The organism is Cupriavidus nantongensis, from assembly GCF_041726985.1.
Classification (GTDB): Bacteria; Pseudomonadota; Gammaproteobacteria; order Burkholderiales; family Burkholderiaceae; genus Cupriavidus; species Cupriavidus nantongensis_A.
Map to the genome: position 1 here is coordinate 1736670 of NZ_CP168303.1, position 15068 is coordinate 1751737.

Below are 15068 nucleotides of genomic sequence, written 5' to 3' on the forward strand. Positions count from 1 at the left end.
AATGACCCAGAGCGACGCGCGCAGCGTGGTTGGCGCCAGCAACGGCAACGTCATTATCTCCGCCGGCAAGGACGCCACCATCATCGGCAGCGACCTGATTGCCGGCAGCCGAGGCAACAAGGAAGCAGCGAGCGCAGGAAACATCGATATCCTCGCGCAGAACGTGACCATTGCCGAGGGCGTGGACCGCGTGTATCAGGACGCCAGCCAGAGCAACCGTTCCAGCGGCCTGTCGGTCGCCCTGGTCGGGACACCGTATGACACCGTCAAGAACCTGCAAGCGGTGCAGAAGGATCCCAGCACCGTCTCGCGCGTGACCGGTACGGTGAAGGAGCTGGGCGCGTCGGCGCTTACCCTGCCCCAAGTCGATGTACGCATCGGCAACCAGAAGAGCAACGCCCAGGGCACGAGCGTCACCACCACCAGCAGTGGCAGCAGCGTGAACGGGGCCGGCAACGTGCGCGTGCGCGCCACCGGCAACGGCGAAACCGATGCCAATGGCAAGGCGCTGGACGGCAACATCCTGGTTTCTGGCAGCACGATCAGCGCGGGCGATGCGGCCATCCTGGACGCCGCGCGCGATGTGACGGTGCGCGCTTCCACCGACACCTATCAGGCTGCCAACAGCGCCAGCAGCAGTGGCTGGACCGTCAGCAGCGCGTTGCCCAGCCCTGGAGACATGGCACGCCATCTTGGTGGCGGCCCGAACAACAGCGGCGTGGGCATGGTGCCGTTCGGCACCCAGGCCAGCCAAGCGACCGGCGCCACTGCCAGCAGCAAGCAGAATGCCAGCCTGATAACCGGCAACACCGTCGGCGTGAAGGCCCGCACGGGCGACATCACCATCGCCGGCAGCGGGATCGCCGCCGATGGCGATGTGGCGCTGTCGGCAGCCAAGGGCAAGATCGACATCCTGTCCGGCCAGGACACGCTGTCGCAGCGCTCGGACAGCACCAGCCGGCAGATCGGCGATCTGGGCGGCACGGGCTACTCAGGCACGGTTGGGGTACGCAGCGAGTCGCACCACGCGGACGCCAGCCAGGCCACCCAGAACACGATACGCAGCCAGGTGGTCAGCAAGTCCGGCAACGTGACCATGGCCGCTGGCGAGACCATCACCGCCCGCGGCGCCGACATCGAAGCCGGCAACGACGTGACGATGATCGGCAAGAACGTAATCCTCGATCCCGGCACGGACTCGGCAAGCCAGAACGAGCGCCATCGCACCAGTCAGTACGGGACGACGCTGGCGCTATCGGGCTATACCGTCACGGCGGCACAGGCCGTCGAGAATGCCGCGCGTGCCGTCGAGGACAAAAAGGACGGCCGGGTGGCAACGCTCTATGGGGTGCAGGCAGGCCTGGCGATCGCCAACGGCATCCAGGGCATCCAGACCGTGACCAGCGGTGGCGTGAGCCAGACGGCGGCGATCAAGGTGACCGCGAGCATCGGCGGTGGCAGCCAGAGCAGCGAAGCGCACAGCACGTCGAGCACCAACCAGGGTACGACCGTCAAGGCGGGCAATGCGGTGACAATCGTCGCGACCGGCTCCGGCCAGCAGGATGCCGAGGGCTTTGCCACCGATGGCGACATCAGCGGGCGCGGGGCGCAGATCGAGGGCAAGACGGTCACCCTTTCCGCGGCGCGCGATGTGAACCTGGAAAGCGCGCAGGACCGCTCTACCCTGGACAACCGCAGTTCCGGCAGCAATGCCAGCGTTGGTGTCGGATTCGGCCTGGGCGGTGATCAGAACGGCTTTACGCTGGAACTAGCCGCCAGCCAGAACAAGGCCAAGGCCAATGGCGAGGCGGTGACGAACCACAATTCACACGTGGTGGCCACCGACAAGGTCACGGTGGTGAGCGGACGCGACACCAACCTCAAGGGCGCGCAACTGATCGGCGACACCGTCGCGGGCACGGTTGGCCGGGACCTGAATATCGAGAGCCGCCCGGACACCGAGACCTATCACAGCAAGGAATCGTCGTCGGGCATGCAGGCCAGCATTTGCGTGCCGCCCTTCTGCTACGGCACCACCGTGCATGCCAACGCGAGCCTCACCCAGGGCAATACCGACAGCACCTACAGCTCGGTGCAGGAACAGAGCGGCATCTACGCCGGCCAGGGCGGGTTCAATGTCGACGTCAAGGGCCATACCGACCTGAAGGGGGGCATCCTGGCCAGCACGGCAGATGCGAACAAGAACAGCCTAACCACCGGCACGCTGACCACCAGCGACATCGAGAACAAGGCCGAGTACAGCAGCGATTCGACCACCATCGTGGCGAGCTACAGCGGCGGCAAGAGCGTGCCGGCGAGCAATCCGAACCTGGGACCGGTGCAGCCTGCGCACGTGGACTGGGCGGGCAATACGAACCTGCTGCAAAGCGGCGCCAGCAGCCTGGCGGCCACTGCCGCGGGTAACGCGCAGAAGTCGATTGATGGCAGTGCCGCGGGCATCACCAAGAGTGCGATTGCGCCGGGCACCGTCATCATTACCGACGAAGCCGGCCAGCGGGCGAAGGCTGGCCAATCGGCTGACGAGACCATTGCCGGCCTGAACCGCGACACGGCGAACGCCAACCAGAGCATCGACAAGATTTTCGATGCGCAGAAGGTGAAGGATCAGCGGGAGCTGAACCAGTTGCGGAGCCAGGTGGCGCAACAGTTGGCGCCGATGATCTACGACCAGGTCGGCACGCTAACGCGGGACCGATCGCCCGAAGTAAAGGTGGCGGTGCACGCTGTCATTGGCGGTCTGATGGCGCAAGCGATGGGTGGCAGCTTTGCGGCCGGCGCCGCCGGGGACGCGGCCGCTACGTTGGCAGCAGAGTTGGTCGGCCAGCAGATCCTGAACAATCCGGACTTGCAGAAGCTGTCGGAACAGGACCGCAAGGCGCTGGTGCAGATTGCGGGCACGATCGTGGCGGCAGGTGCCGGTGCCGCGGGCGGTTCCACGCAGGACGCAGCAGCGGCTGGGGCGGCTGGTGGGCTTGGCACGCAGTACAACTACCTCAAGCACACAACGGATCCTAAGGCCTCACAACTTGAGGAATTCAAGCGCGATTTGATGATCTGCAAGGCGGACTCGGGATGCAATACGGATGATATCTACGCCAAGTGGTCCACAGAGTCCCGAAGGAACCAGTTCGAAGCGATGAGCAGCGACCGGGACGCAGGAGCAGCGGAATGGGGCAAGCAAATCGGATGGGCAGCAGCCGCGATGAGCGCGAATCCTGCCGACTATTGCCCTCCCGGAGACGGGCGCTGTTACAGCTTCATTCAGCAGCAGAGCAAGGAAGCGGCAGTCGTAATGAGAAATGCGACCGCTCTTGCAGCTTCGCTTGATTATGCTGAAGGCGGAATGGGGCGCTACGGCAGGCAAACGTCCCTGAGCGGCGGTGGCGCATCGGAAAAAACTCCTGGCGGCGCTGGAGCACCCGACGATTCGACATTCTTCCTCGGTGAAAAGCAACTGTCGAAGGCTCCTGGCTCACTAATTGGTCCGCCGGAGGCTCCTCCTCGTAACGCGTCGGCTGAGCAAGTACGATCGATTGCAAGGCAAAATGAAGCCGCGGCGACGCTTGCCGACCACGGACTGAACGTGGAGAATCTTCCAAACACCGGTAAGCGAGGTCCGAATCCAGATATAAGGATTAACGGCGAGATAGCAGATATCTATTCTCCAAGAACCGGTAATTTGTGGAGCATTCGTGATACTGTGGTAGGAAAGGTGGATAAGCAAGCAACTAACGTCGTGGTGAATTTAGCGGATTCTTCTTTAACGCCGACCGAAGTTGCACAACACTTTCAAAAGAACCCCATTCCGGGTATGAACAGTTTATTCATTATTAAGAATGGATCCGTAACAATCCTTGGAAAATAATCATGTCACTTACCTATATGCTGGAAGTTGAAGGTGGCTTGTCGAGGGGGGTAATGAAGTCAGCTCTTCTAGCTTGCGGAGCATCGATTTTTTCAGAAGATGAGGCTGGCTTCAGCGGAAATTTTCTAGGCTCAAATATGTTCTTCTTATATCGAGACAGGACGGATTTATCTCCATCTCAAGTGCTGGCGGAACTAGTACCTTCTCCTCTGCATTGGCGCGTCGGCAGTCGTGTTTCACTAGACGCTATTTCATCAAAATTCGACGAGTGCCGCGACGAGATTATCCGTCTCTTACAGGAGTTGGAACGTCGGAGTGCGGCGCACTTTGTGCTTTCATTCCAATACGAAGAGGTGTATGCGATCCGTGATGAAGATGGTTTGCACCTGTACGGGAACCTGTAGGTGATCGCTAGAAAGGCGAGAAAAACAAATCCAGCGCAGGCAATCGATGTCCTCGCGCAGACTCCTTTTTTTTGTGCTGTTGAAAAAATCGAAGCGTTGCCCGTATATAGAAACATGTAAACAACATTAATAGTCATGTCAATTCTTCGGCGGCAGCTACTAAGCGAAACCTCCGCTAAGGAAGCCATCTCTCCTTCTGATTACCATAGCGGGCGCGCTTGACATGTGAGGATTTTCAACGCTCGTCGCACCAATTGCCATTGACTTGAATAGAATCAAGCCTAGCAGAGCATGGCAATGGCTGTCGGGGAGACCCGCATCCCGCAGAAAGGTGAATTATTTTTATGCTAATAAGAAACATACTAACCGCAATTTTCTTCGCTATTGCAATGAGGGAAGTCGGGGCGGCTGAGGAGCGTCCAACACTCTTACCCGCACTTTCGTCCTGTGGACAAGAGTTTTTCTCGGCGCTTCACGCAAAGCGTGAGGTATTAGGGAAAATCGTCCCGATAAGGGACGGCCGTGGGAATCGTACATATATCAAAGTGCCAGATCGTTCTGGCGAACTAGGCAACACGGTACCGTTCTCCGCGCCCTATCCTGACGGAAGTCTAAGCCTTGTTGGCTACTTTGATGACATTTTGGATCTAGCAGTTGGCGGTCGCTACTATTCGTGGGGATTCTTTGTTCAGGGAACCATTGAGGAAGTGAAGCGACAGATCGCGCCTGCACTTCGTGAAGGTACCCATCTGCGGCGCGATGGGGATGTGTACGTGCGATCGGAGCTGTGGAAAGACGGAGCCTGGCTGCCAGATGATAACCTCGCGGGGGGCGTCGCCCCCGCACATGGAACTATCGAGCGGGTTTTCCTCATCGAAAATGGCGGCCCTCCGGAGTTTCCTGGCGTCGTGCGCGTTGGATGCTCACTGCAAGGTAGTGTTACCTCAGAAATGGTTCATGCAGCAAGGCCTGATATCTCAGTTGACACCGAGCCATTCGATATATCGCCAAGAGCCGCCGCGCGAGAATTGGCCTCACTGCTTTTTTTTGAGTCGGCGACAGAGGAGTACAGGAAGTCGTTGACGGTGTGGCGCGAAGCGGACGGTTGGAATGATCGAATGCTCCGGTGCATGCAGGAGATAGACGGTACAGTTCTTTCAAATGAGGTGGCAGTTCTGCTTGAGGACGATCTCACGCCCAAGGAGCTTACGGATGGCCTGTCTTTCATGCGAACCGACACGGCGGCGCGAGTCATGAAGCAACTCCGAGCGGCGCAGCGAAAAGGCGAAAGCGTCAGTCGGTCAGACTTGGATCTTTCGGCGGAAGACACAGTAGTCTTGACGAAGAATTCAGAGATTATGAGAAAAATCGTCGCTCGCATGAAGTCGCCTCGATATGGCTTGGCATACGTCCAGGCCATTTCAGCGACCTACGAGCGTTGTCGTAAGGGCAAGCCACATAGGCCTAGCCGATGAAATTCAAGTTGACGGGGGTTGGTCTACCAGGCAAAGAAGCGTAACTCAGCCCGCCAGATATGACGAGGTGATACTAAGTCATTCCGGTCAGACACGGGGCCGGCTTCGCCAAACCAAAAGGCGCCCCGCCCCAAAGCCAAATTGACACGTCCGGCTGTCGCGGCATACCCTCGCCTTACCCTGCGGTATATTCAGTGCCCGCTTAAATTCCAGACATTGCAGACATGGAAGGCGCCCGGGGCCCACAACGATAACGATAGTCCCCGCGACGAGACCTGCCGTGCCCATCTCCCCTGCCCCCTCCCGCTTCGAAGGCCTGCGCCCGGCGCTGCCGATCCTGCTCGGCGCTTCCGTGATGCTGAGCCTGGCCATGGGCCTGCGCCAGAGCCTGGGCATCTTCATGCCGCCGCTGACGCGCGACATCGGCATCTCGGTGTCGGATTTCACCGTCGCCATCGCCGTGCAGAACCTGGCGTGGGGCTTGCTGCAGCCGCTCGCCGGCGCCTGGGCCACGCGTATCGGCTTCCGGCCGCTGATGATGGCGGGCTCGCTGCTCTACGTCATCGGGCTGGTGCTGCTGGCGACCGCGCACAGCATGGTCGGCGTTACGCTGGGCGCGGGCGTGGCCATTGGCGCGTCGATGGCCTGCACCGGCAGCGCGCTGGCGATGGCGGTGGCGGCGCGGCCGGTGCCGGCGGCGCTGCGCAGTACGGTGCTGGGGCTGGTATCGGGCGCGGGTTCGCTGGGCGCGCTGCTGGCGGCGCCGATCGGGCAGATGGTGACGCAGGCCTATGGCTGGCGCACCGGGCTGGCGGCCTTCGTGCTGCTGGCGCTGGTGATGCTACCGGCGGCGTGGTCGGCCGGGCGCGTCGACCGGCTGCCGCTGGCAACGCCGGCGGGTATCGGCCAGGACAACGCGCGCCAGGCGCTGGGCACCGCGCTGCGCCACGCGCCGTTCGTGGTGATGGCGCTGGCGTACTTTGTCTGCGGCATGCAGCTGGTGTTCCTGACCACGCACCTGCCATCGTATCTGGACGTGTGCGGCATGGATCCGATGCTGAGCGCCGAGGCGCTGGGCGTGATCGGCGGCTTCAACGTGCTGGGAAGCATCTTCTTCGGCTGGGCCGGCGGCCGCTACAACAAGCTGATGCTGCTGGGCGGCATCTACACGCTGCGTTCGCTGGCCCTGACCTGGTACTTCTCGTCGGCGCCGACGCCGCAGAGCACGCTGGTGTTCGCCGCGGTGATGGGCTTCCTGTGGCTGGGCGTGGCGCCGCTGGTGTCGGGCTGGATCGCCGAGACCTTCGGCCTGCGCTGGCAGGCGATGCTGGGCGGCGTGGCCTTCTTCAGCCACCAGATCGGCAGCTTTGTCGGCGCTTTCGGCGGCGGGCTGGTCTATGACGCGCTGGGCTCTTATACCGTGGCCTGGCAGGTCGGCGTGGCGCTGGGGCTGGCGGCGGGACTCGCGCAGATTGCTTTCGCAGTGGTCACCCGGACGCGGCCGCCGCTGATGGCGACGTCCTGAGGCAGCGGCGGTAAGAACGGACTGCGATTGTAAATCTGGCGTCACGCGGCGGCGCGGGCGCCATGCGTGCGCGCGGGCCGCGCGGCTGGAACGGTTCGTGCCTGTCTGGGCAGAGACGCACGCTCAGACCCCAGGAGGCCCCATGACCTCGACCGAACAGGAAATCCTCGTCTGCGGCCCGGAAGACGGCCGCTGGCATCTGGAAATGCGCACCGGCAACGGCGCGCCGGAGCGGCTCGACGGCGAGTTCGACTCGCCCGAGATGGCGATCGCCGGCGCGCAGCAGGTCTATCCGTCAATCCCGGTACGCGTGACCGATATCTCCGGCGCGCCGGCTCCGTCGGCGCCCGCGCATGAGGGCTCGCTGACCGACTACCACTACGGCGGCCACAGCGTCACGCAGGACGAGAAGCTGACCGGCCGCGCGCATCCGTCCAGCGATACCTCGCAGCCGCCGCCGGGGCCGCACCCCTACCAGCCCACCGAACTCGGCAACCTGCCCCCGGGCACGCCGCGCCACGGCATGTACGGCGTCGCCTCCAGCCCGGCCGAGGCCGAGGCAGCCGACCGCAAGGACCAGGCGGCGCGGCGCCCCGCCAGCTCGCGCGACGCCGAAGACTAGGCCCGGCGGCGCCAGCGGGCGCGGCAGCACGTACAATCGCGTTTTTTCCCTGCGCCTCGCCGCTCTGCCGCCATGACCACCCTCGGAACGCCCCTTTCCCCCTCCGCCACCAAAGTGATGCTGCTCGGCTCCGGCGAGCTCGGCAAGGAGGTTGTGATCGCGCTGCAGCGCCTGGGCGTGGAGACCATCGCCGTCGACCGTTATGACAACGCGCCGGGCCAGCAGGTCGCGCACCACGCGCGCACCATCGCCATGAGCGACCCGGACCAGCTCAAGGCGCTGATCGAAGCCGAGAAGCCGCACCTGGTGGTGCCCGAGATCGAGGCCATCGCCACGCCGATGCTGGAAACGCTGGAAGCCGCCGGCACCGTGCGCGTGATTCCGACCGCCCGCGCCGCGCGCCTGACCATGGACCGCGAAGGCATCCGCCGGCTCGCCGCCGAGTCGCTCGGCCTGCCCACCAGTCCCTACAAGTTCTGCGATTCGCTCGAGGAGCTGCAGGCCGCGATCGACGGCGGCATCGGCTACCCTTGCGTGGTCAAGCCGGTGATGAGCAGCTCAGGCAAGGGCCAGAGCAAGATCGACGGCCCTGAGGGCGTGCAGGCGGCGTGGGACTACGCCATGGCCGGCGGCCGCGTCAGCCACGGCCGCGTGATCGTCGAAGGCTTTATCGATTTCGACTACGAAATCACGCTGCTGACGGTGCGCGCAGTGGGCGCCAGCGGCCAGGTGGAGACGCAATTCTGCGCACCGATCGGCCACGTGCAGGTCAGTGGGGATTATGTCGAGAGCTGGCAGCCGCAGCCGATGCACCCCGCCGCGCTCGCCAGCGCGCAGCGCATCGCGCAGGCGGTCACCGCCGACCTGGGCGGCATGGGCCTGTTCGGCGTCGAGCTGTTCGTCAAGGGCGAGCAGGTCTGGTTCAGCGAGGTCAGCCCGCGCCCGCACGACACCGGCATGGTCACCATGGCCACGCAATGGCAGAACGAGTTCGAGCTGCATGCGCGCGCCATCCTCGGCCTGCCGGTCGACACCACACTGCGCAGCCCCGGCGCCAGCGCCGTGATCTACGGCGGCGTCGAGGCGCAGGGCGTAGTCTTCGACGGCGTCGACCAGGCCCTGCGCGTGCCGCAGACCGAGGTGCGGCTGTTCGGCAAGCCTGAGAGCTTCGCCCGCCGCCGTATGGGCGTGGCGCTGGCCTATGCCGACGACGTCGACACCGCGCGCACGCGCGCCAAGGAAGCCGCCAGCCGCGTGCGCCCGCGCGCGGTGGGTTGAGCCCTTAGCCACTGTCGTTCCGTCGCAGGCGGGAACCCAGTGACTTCATCCCCGAAGGGGATGTGAAAGACGCTGGATTCCCGCCTGCGCGGGAATGACAGGGGGTCCTTGATACCTTCTCTGAACGGCATTAGCCCGCTACATCGGATGGCTGCCCGCGGCCACACCGTGGGCCGGGGCATGCTGGACCGCCTGCGCGGCTGCCACCTGCGCCGCGGCCAGCACCGGCGCGATGCGCACGCCGTTCAGGTCGGCGCCTGACGGCGCCTGGTACAGCCGCAGCCCCAGTTCCGGCAGGATCGCCAGCAGGTGGTCGAACACATCGCCCTGGATGCGCTCGTAGTCCATCCACGCGGTGAGCGCAGTGAAGCAGTAGATCTCGACCGGGATGCCCTGCGAATCGGGCTCCATCATGCGCACGTTCAGCAGCAGGTCGTGGTGGATCTCGGGGTGCGCCTTCAGGTAGGCAATGCCATAGGCGCGGAAGGTGCCGATATTGGTCAGCCGGCGCCGGTTGACCGGGTCGTTGCCGGCGGCGATCAGCAGCCGGTTGGCCTCGTCGACCTCGCGCTGCTTTTCCTCGAGGTAATCGTGCAGCAGGCGGAAGCGCATCAGCGCGTGGACTTCGCGGTCCTCGAGGAAGCGCACGCTGCCCGCATCGAGCCGCAAGGTGCGCTTGATCCGGCGCGCGCCGGACTCGAACATCTGGCGGTAGTTGCGATAGCTCTCCGAGAACAGCTTGTAGGTCGGCACTGTGGTCACGGTGTTGTCCCAGTTCTGCACCTTGACCGTATGCAGCGCGATGTCCTTGACGTAGCCGTCGGCGTTGCACTGAGGCATTTCGATCCAGTCGCCGATGCGCAGCATGTCGTTGGAGGTCAGCTGCGTGCTCGCCACCAGCGACAGCAGCGTGTCCTTGAACACCAGCAGCAGCACCGCCGACAACGCGCCCAGGCCGGACAGCATCCACAGCGGCGAGCGGTTGATCAGGATCGACAGCACCAGCACCGCGCACACCAGCCCCAGCCCGAGCCGGCCCACCTGGATATAGCCCTTGATGGAGCGCGTCTGCGCCCGCCGGCTGGCAGCATAGACGTCCTGCCAGGCGCCCAGCACGCCGCCGAGCATCAGGAAGAAGCACACCCATAGGCTGGCATGCGCGAGGCGCTCGATCGCCAGCGCGTAGCGGCCCATGTGCGGGACTTCGCCAATGCCGACAGTGATCACGGCAAAGCCCACCGCATAGCCGAAGCGCCGGTAGGCGCGATGGCGCGTCAGCGCCGTGCTCCACGGGGTCTTGCCCCAAACCTTCAGCAGCCGGTGGGCGATGCGCGACATCACATGGCCGAACAACCATTGCGCCAGTGCGGCGATCAGCACCAGCGCCACCAGGTACAGCGCGATCTGCGCCCATGGGTGGGCAGGGATACGTTGCTGGAACAGCTCCAGCAGGGCATCGAAATTCATGGCGGGGCGGCTCTGGCCTTTGTCTTGGTCAGATAGTGTACCGAACGCTCCCGCCTCACTTGCCCGTAGCGCGGATGGCGCCTACGCCGGCAGCAGCTTCAGTCCGCCGATGCCGACGAAGATCAGCCCGATCAACACCAGCCGCAGCGGCGATGCGCTCTCGCCCAGGAACAGGATGCCGATCAGCGTCACGCCGATCGCGCCGATCCCCGTCCATATCGCATAGGCCGTCCCCACCGGCAGGTGCCGCAGCGCCGCACTAAGCAGGTAGATGCTGGCCAGCGCGGCGCCGATACCCAGCGCCGTCGGGCCCAGGCGGGTCCAGCCGTCGGTATGTTTCAACGCCAGCGCCATCACGATCTCGATCAGCCCGGCCAGCAACAGCAGCGTCCACGCCATCGCCATGTTTTCCTCCCTTTGCTCGGCGCGCCGGCACCCATTGCCGGCAACGCCCAGCCACTGTAGGCTGTGCGGATCCGCACGGGAACTGGCCGATCTTGCAAAAGGATTATGCAAACATGCAGGAAGCAGACTGGGACGACCTGAAGTACTTCCTCGCCGTGGGCCAGTCCGGCTCGCTGGCCGGCGCCGCGCGCGCCTTGCATGTCAACCATTCGACCGTGCTGCGCCGGCTGGCGCGGCTGGAAGACGCCCTCGGCACACTGCTGTTCGAGCGCCATGCCACCGGCTACGCCATGACCCCGGCCGGCGAAGCGCTGGCGCAGCGGCTGGCCGGGGTCGGCGAACAGATCGATGCGGCGCAGCGCCAGTTGTCCGGCCTCGACCGCCAACTGAGCGGCCCGTTGCGCGTCACCACCACCGACACGCTGCTCGGCGCGCTGCTGATGCCGCTGTTTGCCGAATTCCGCGCGCTGCATCCGCGCATCCAGCTGCAGCTGGTCGTCAATAACAGCTTCCTCAGCCTGAGCCGGCGCGAGGCCGACGTGGCGATCCGCCCGGCCAACGCGCCGCCGGAATACCTGGTGGGCCGCCGCATCGGCCGGCTGCAGACGGCGCCGTACGCCGCGCGCAGCTATCTGCGGCAACTCGGCCTGCCGGCCGCCGCGGACAGCCCCGCGCTGGCGGACTGGCCGGCCTATGACTGGGTCGTGCCGGACGAAGCGCTGTCGCACCTGGCCCAGGCGCGCTGGATCCGCGAGCACGTGCCGGAACCGCGCCGCGTGGTCAGTGCCGACAGCCTGGTGGCGATGGCGGACGCGGTCCGGCATGGCATGGGTGCCGGCATGCTGCTGTGCCTGCTGGCCGACGACGATCCGGCGCTGGTGCGGCTGGCGCCCGCCGATGCGGCCATGGACACCGACCTGTGGGTGCTGACCCACCCCGACCTGCGGCACAGCGCGCGCGTGCGGGTGCTGGGGGATTTCCTGCATGAGCGGCTCAGGCAAGGGCGATGGCTGGCGGGATAGCACCTCACCCGCGCAACGGCGGGACGGGCTCACGCCGCTGGCGCGTACATCTCCAGCAGTTGCTCATCGGTAAAGCCCCACTCCGCCGCGTTCTCGAACGCCACCACGATCTCGTCGCCGTGGCGCAGGTCGATCAGCTCGGTCGGCACCGGCCGCGACTGCGACACCGAATAGAACGCCATCACCTTGGGCCGCAGCGGGTCGGCCTCATGCTGCGCGCACACCACCGCCAGCCGGTTGGAGCGCAGCCGCAGCACGGTGCCGAGCGGGTAGATGCCGACGGTGCGCGAGAAGGCCTTGAACACGCGCCGGTCGAACAGCGTGTCCACGCGCACCGCCATGTATTCCATCGCGCGGGCCGGCGACCATGGCTGGTGCCCGGGGTGGCTGGCGGTGAGCGTATCGTAGGTATCGCAGATCGCGCCGATCCGGGCGTGCATGCTCAGTTCGTGCCCGACCAGGCCAAATGGGAAGCCGCGCCCGTCGACGCGCTCATGGTGGTGGACGCAGACATCGAGCGGGATATTGGAATAGAGCCGGGCTTCGTTGAGGATGCGGTAGCCGGCGGAGGGATGGCGGCGGTAGGCCTCTTCCTGCTCGGGCGTGCGCTCGCCGGCGCGGAGGGCGGCGGCGCCGGGCACGGTCAGCTTGCCGATGTCATGCACCAGGCCGGCCAGGCCCAGCTCGCGCACCTCGTCGTCGGGCAGGCCCAGGGTGCGGCCGACCGCGATCATCAGGGCGCAGACCGCGAAGGCATGCAGGTAGTTGTCGTCGCCGCGCGCCTTGAGCCGCGCCAGCGCCAGCAGCGCCTGCCCATGGCGCGACAGCGAGCGCGAGGCCGCGTCGACCAGCAGCAGCGCGCCGCTGACCTCCAGCGCCCGCCCCATGCGCACGTCGGCAAACATCGAGCCGATCACGGCCTTGCCGGACTGCAGCAGTTCGCGCGCATGCACGATCTCGGCTTCGAGCGTGGTCGCTGGCGGCGCGTCAGCCTGGCCACCGGCACTGGGCCCAGGCTGGGCCGACGCAATGGCAGAGGCTGCGTCGGCCGCCTCCTCCGGCGCCGGCAGATTGCGGCCCTTCAGGATATCGATCCAGACTTCGCGCACGCCCGCCGACTGGATCTGCCGTACCTGCTCCTCGCTGGCGACCAGGAAGCGCGCGCGCCAGAACGGATGGTTGATCCAGGGGCCGCCCAGCCTGGCGACGAACATCCCGACCTGCAATTGCTCCGACCCGATGCGTCTCAGCATGCGCCAACCTCTCGGATGATGGTTTTCTTGTTGTCGTTCCCGCTATCGGCACTGGCGGGCATAACTTGAGCCCCGGCCACGGCGGCAGGAACCGCGCCGCGCACCCTTGTCAAGCGTCGCCCGAATGCCCGGACGGCGCCGTCGGGCATTGCCGGCGCAGCCATGGCCGCCGCTACAATGGCTGGCCCAGTGCTCACAGACGCCAGCCAGTCGCCCCCGTTCACCATGTCCGGAACGTACACGCTAGTCGGCATCGCCCGTGCCAAGACCCACCGCCGCGACGCGCTGGTCTCCCAGCTCACCGCGCTGCGCTCGCGCGGGCTGACCGAGCCCGGCTGCCTGGACTACCACGTCGGGCAGGATGCCGAGGACGCCCGGGTGTTCGTCATCTACATGGTCTGGGACTCCAAGCGCGCGCTCGAATCGCACCTGAACCGGCCGTATATGCGCGATTTCCACGCCGCGCGCGCCGACTTCGTCGAGGGCGACTTCAGCTTCCGCTGGCTCAACGCCGCCTGAGCCCGCCGGCCCATTGCCGGTCCATTGGCGGCCCGGCGCAAGGCGCCATCCCGGTCACTTCCCGCCCTCCCGCTTGTCATTGCCGCCACACCGATCTATCACTCAAGGTGACGCCCGCCACGGGCGCGGCAGGAGTGCACCATGGAAGTCAGGGATGGATTTGCCGGCACCATCGGCCACACACCGCTGATCCGGCTGGCCGGCCTGAGCGCCGACACCGGCTGCGACATCTACGGCAAGGCGGAATTTCTCAATCCCGGCGGCTCGGTCAAGGACCGCGCGGCGCTTTACATCATCCGCGACGCCGAGCGGCGCGGGCTGCTGAAGCCGGGCGGCACGGTGATCGAAGGCACCGCGGGCAATACCGGCATCGGACTCGCGCACCTGTGCGCGGCGCGCGGCTACCGCTGCATCGTGGTGATTCCCGACACGCAATCCCCGGAAAAGATGGAGCGGCTGCGCATGCTGGGCGCCGAGGTGCGGGCGGTACCGGCCAAGCCCTATGCCGATCCCGACAACTACCAGAAGATTGCCGGCCGGCTCGCCGACGAAACCGATAACGCGATCTGGGCCAACCAGTTCGACAACCTCGCCAACCGCCAGGCCCATTACGAGACCACCGGCCCCGAGATCTGGCAGGCCACCGCGGGCCATATCGACGCCTTCACCTGCGCCACCGGGACCGGCGGCTCGCTGGCGGGCATCGCACGCTGCCTGAAGGAACACAAGCCGGGCGTGCGCATCGTGCTGGCCGACCCGCACGGCAGCGGCCTGTACCACTTCGTCAAGCACCGCGAGGTCAAGGCCGAAGGCAGCTCGATCACCGAAGGCATCGGCTCCAGCCGCGTCACCGCCAACCTGCAGGACACGCCGATCGACGATGCCGTGCGCATCGACGACCAGACCTGCGTCGACATGGTCTACCGGCTGCTGCGCGAGGAAGGGCTGTTCGTGGGCGGCTCATCCGGCATCAACGTCGGCGCCGCGGTGGCGCTGGCGCGCGAGATGGGGCCGGGGCACACCATCGTGACGCTGCTGTGCGATCGTGGCGACCTGTATATGGGGCGGCTGTTCAATGACGCGTGGCTGCAGGGCAAGGGGCTGCAGCCGATTCCGTTCCGCCGGGCCAGCCCCGCCGGCTAGCCCGATAAACCGGCGCCCGAACACTACTGTCATTCCCGCGCAGGCGGGAATCCAGCGTCTTTCACGTCC

Annotated in this window: 12 protein-coding genes; 9 read left to right on the forward strand and 3 right to left on the reverse strand. The window is 65.4% G+C overall.

Features of this window, described 5'->3' with window-relative positions:
• Position 1 precedes the first annotated feature (1 nt).
• The 6 genes from ACEI37_RS19240 to purT all read left to right on the forward strand — a co-directional run bounded on the left by ACEI37_RS19240 (position 2) and on the right by purT (position 9190).
• Complete coding sequence (locus tag ACEI37_RS19240; RefSeq protein WP_373380283.1) at positions 2–3886, forward strand: hemagglutinin repeat-containing protein; 3885 nt, start codon at positions 2–4, stop codon at positions 3884–3886.
• Between the two features lie 2 nt (positions 3887–3888).
• Positions 3889–4290, forward strand: coding sequence for a hypothetical protein (locus tag ACEI37_RS19245; protein ID WP_373380239.1), 402 nt, complete (start codon positions 3889–3891; stop codon positions 4288–4290).
• Positions 4291–4634: 344 nt separating this feature from the next.
• Entirely contained in the window at positions 4635–5765 is a 1131-nt protein-coding gene (locus ACEI37_RS19250; protein WP_373380240.1) for a hypothetical protein, read from the forward strand.
• A 280-nt stretch (positions 5766–6045) separates the two neighbouring features.
• Positions 6046–7290: an MFS transporter gene (locus ACEI37_RS19255; protein ID WP_373380241.1), complete on the forward strand. Its 1245-nt coding sequence runs from the start codon at positions 6046–6048 to the stop codon at positions 7288–7290.
• Between the two features lie 142 nt (positions 7291–7432).
• Complete coding sequence (locus tag ACEI37_RS19260; RefSeq protein ID WP_373380242.1) at positions 7433–7912, forward strand: hypothetical protein; 480 nt, start codon at positions 7433–7435, stop codon at positions 7910–7912.
• Positions 7913–7984: 72 nt separating this feature from the next.
• Entirely contained in the window at positions 7985–9190 is a 1206-nt protein-coding gene (gene purT, locus ACEI37_RS19265; protein ID WP_373380243.1) for a formate-dependent phosphoribosylglycinamide formyltransferase, read from the forward strand.
• Between the two features lie 138 nt (positions 9191–9328).
• Here the strand turns inward: purT and ACEI37_RS19270 are convergent, their stop codons facing one another.
• Both ACEI37_RS19270 and ACEI37_RS19275 read right to left on the reverse strand, forming a co-directional pair.
• Positions 9329–10657 carry a mechanosensitive ion channel family protein gene (locus ACEI37_RS19270; protein WP_373380244.1) on the reverse strand — a complete coding sequence of 443 codons (1329 nt, stop codon included), beginning with the start codon at positions 10655–10657 and terminating at the stop codon, positions 9329–9331.
• Between the two features lie 81 nt (positions 10658–10738).
• Positions 10739–11056: a multidrug efflux SMR transporter gene (locus ACEI37_RS19275; RefSeq protein WP_373380284.1), complete on the reverse strand. Its 318-nt coding sequence runs from the start codon at positions 11054–11056 to the stop codon at positions 10739–10741.
• 119 nt (positions 11057–11175) lie between these two features.
• Between ACEI37_RS19275 and ACEI37_RS19280 the strand changes: the two genes are divergently transcribed.
• On the forward strand, positions 11176–12084 hold the full coding sequence (locus ACEI37_RS19280) for a LysR family transcriptional regulator (protein ID WP_373380245.1): 909 nt from the start codon (positions 11176–11178) through the stop codon (positions 12082–12084).
• Between the two features lie 29 nt (positions 12085–12113).
• On the opposite strand, the gene ACEI37_RS19285 is transcribed toward ACEI37_RS19280, so the two are convergent.
• Entirely contained in the window at positions 12114–13337 is a 1224-nt protein-coding gene (locus tag ACEI37_RS19285; protein WP_373380246.1) for an HD-GYP domain-containing protein, read from the reverse strand.
• A 225-nt stretch (positions 13338–13562) separates the two neighbouring features.
• Between ACEI37_RS19285 and ACEI37_RS19290 the strand changes: the two genes are divergently transcribed.
• A complete protein-coding gene (locus tag ACEI37_RS19290; protein ID WP_092318219.1) occupies positions 13563–13856 on the forward strand; it encodes a putative quinol monooxygenase in 294 nt (97 codons plus the stop codon).
• 141 nt (positions 13857–13997) lie between these two features.
• Positions 13998–14999: a cysteine synthase A gene (locus tag ACEI37_RS19295; RefSeq protein WP_373380247.1), complete on the forward strand. Its 1002-nt coding sequence runs from the start codon at positions 13998–14000 to the stop codon at positions 14997–14999.
• The last annotated feature ends 69 nt before the right edge of the window (positions 15000–15068 follow it).

What these genes read in the sequence shown, in the direction of transcription:
- ACEI37_RS19280 (WP_373380245.1), top strand. Translation starts at nt 11,176, where the DNA reads ATGCAGGAAGCAGACTGGGACGACCTGAAGTACTTCCTCGCCGTGGGC.
- ACEI37_RS19290 (WP_092318219.1), top strand. Translation starts at nt 13,563, where the DNA reads ATGTCCGGAACGTACACGCTAGTCGGCATCGCCCGTGCCAAGACCCAC.
- ACEI37_RS19245 (WP_373380239.1), top strand. Translation starts at nt 3,889, where the DNA reads ATGTCACTTACCTATATGCTGGAAGTTGAAGGTGGCTTGTCGAGGGGG.
- ACEI37_RS19270 (WP_373380244.1), bottom strand. Translation starts at nt 10,657, where the DNA reads ATGAATTTCGATGCCCTGCTGGAGCTGTTCCAGCAACGTATCCCTGCC.
- purT (WP_373380243.1), top strand. Translation starts at nt 7,985, where the DNA reads ATGACCACCCTCGGAACGCCCCTTTCCCCCTCCGCCACCAAAGTGATG.
- ACEI37_RS19260 (WP_373380242.1), top strand. Translation starts at nt 7,433, where the DNA reads ATGACCTCGACCGAACAGGAAATCCTCGTCTGCGGCCCGGAAGACGGC.
- ACEI37_RS19295 (WP_373380247.1), top strand. Translation starts at nt 13,998, where the DNA reads ATGGAAGTCAGGGATGGATTTGCCGGCACCATCGGCCACACACCGCTG.
- ACEI37_RS19250 (WP_373380240.1), top strand. Translation starts at nt 4,635, where the DNA reads ATGCTAATAAGAAACATACTAACCGCAATTTTCTTCGCTATTGCAATG.
- ACEI37_RS19285 (WP_373380246.1), bottom strand. Translation starts at nt 13,337, where the DNA reads ATGCTGAGACGCATCGGGTCGGAGCAATTGCAGGTCGGGATGTTCGTC.
- ACEI37_RS19275 (WP_373380284.1), bottom strand. Translation starts at nt 11,056, where the DNA reads ATGGCGTGGACGCTGCTGTTGCTGGCCGGGCTGATCGAGATCGTGATG.
- ACEI37_RS19240 (WP_373380283.1), top strand. Translation starts at nt 2, where the DNA reads ATGACCCAGAGCGACGCGCGCAGCGTGGTTGGCGCCAGCAACGGCAAC.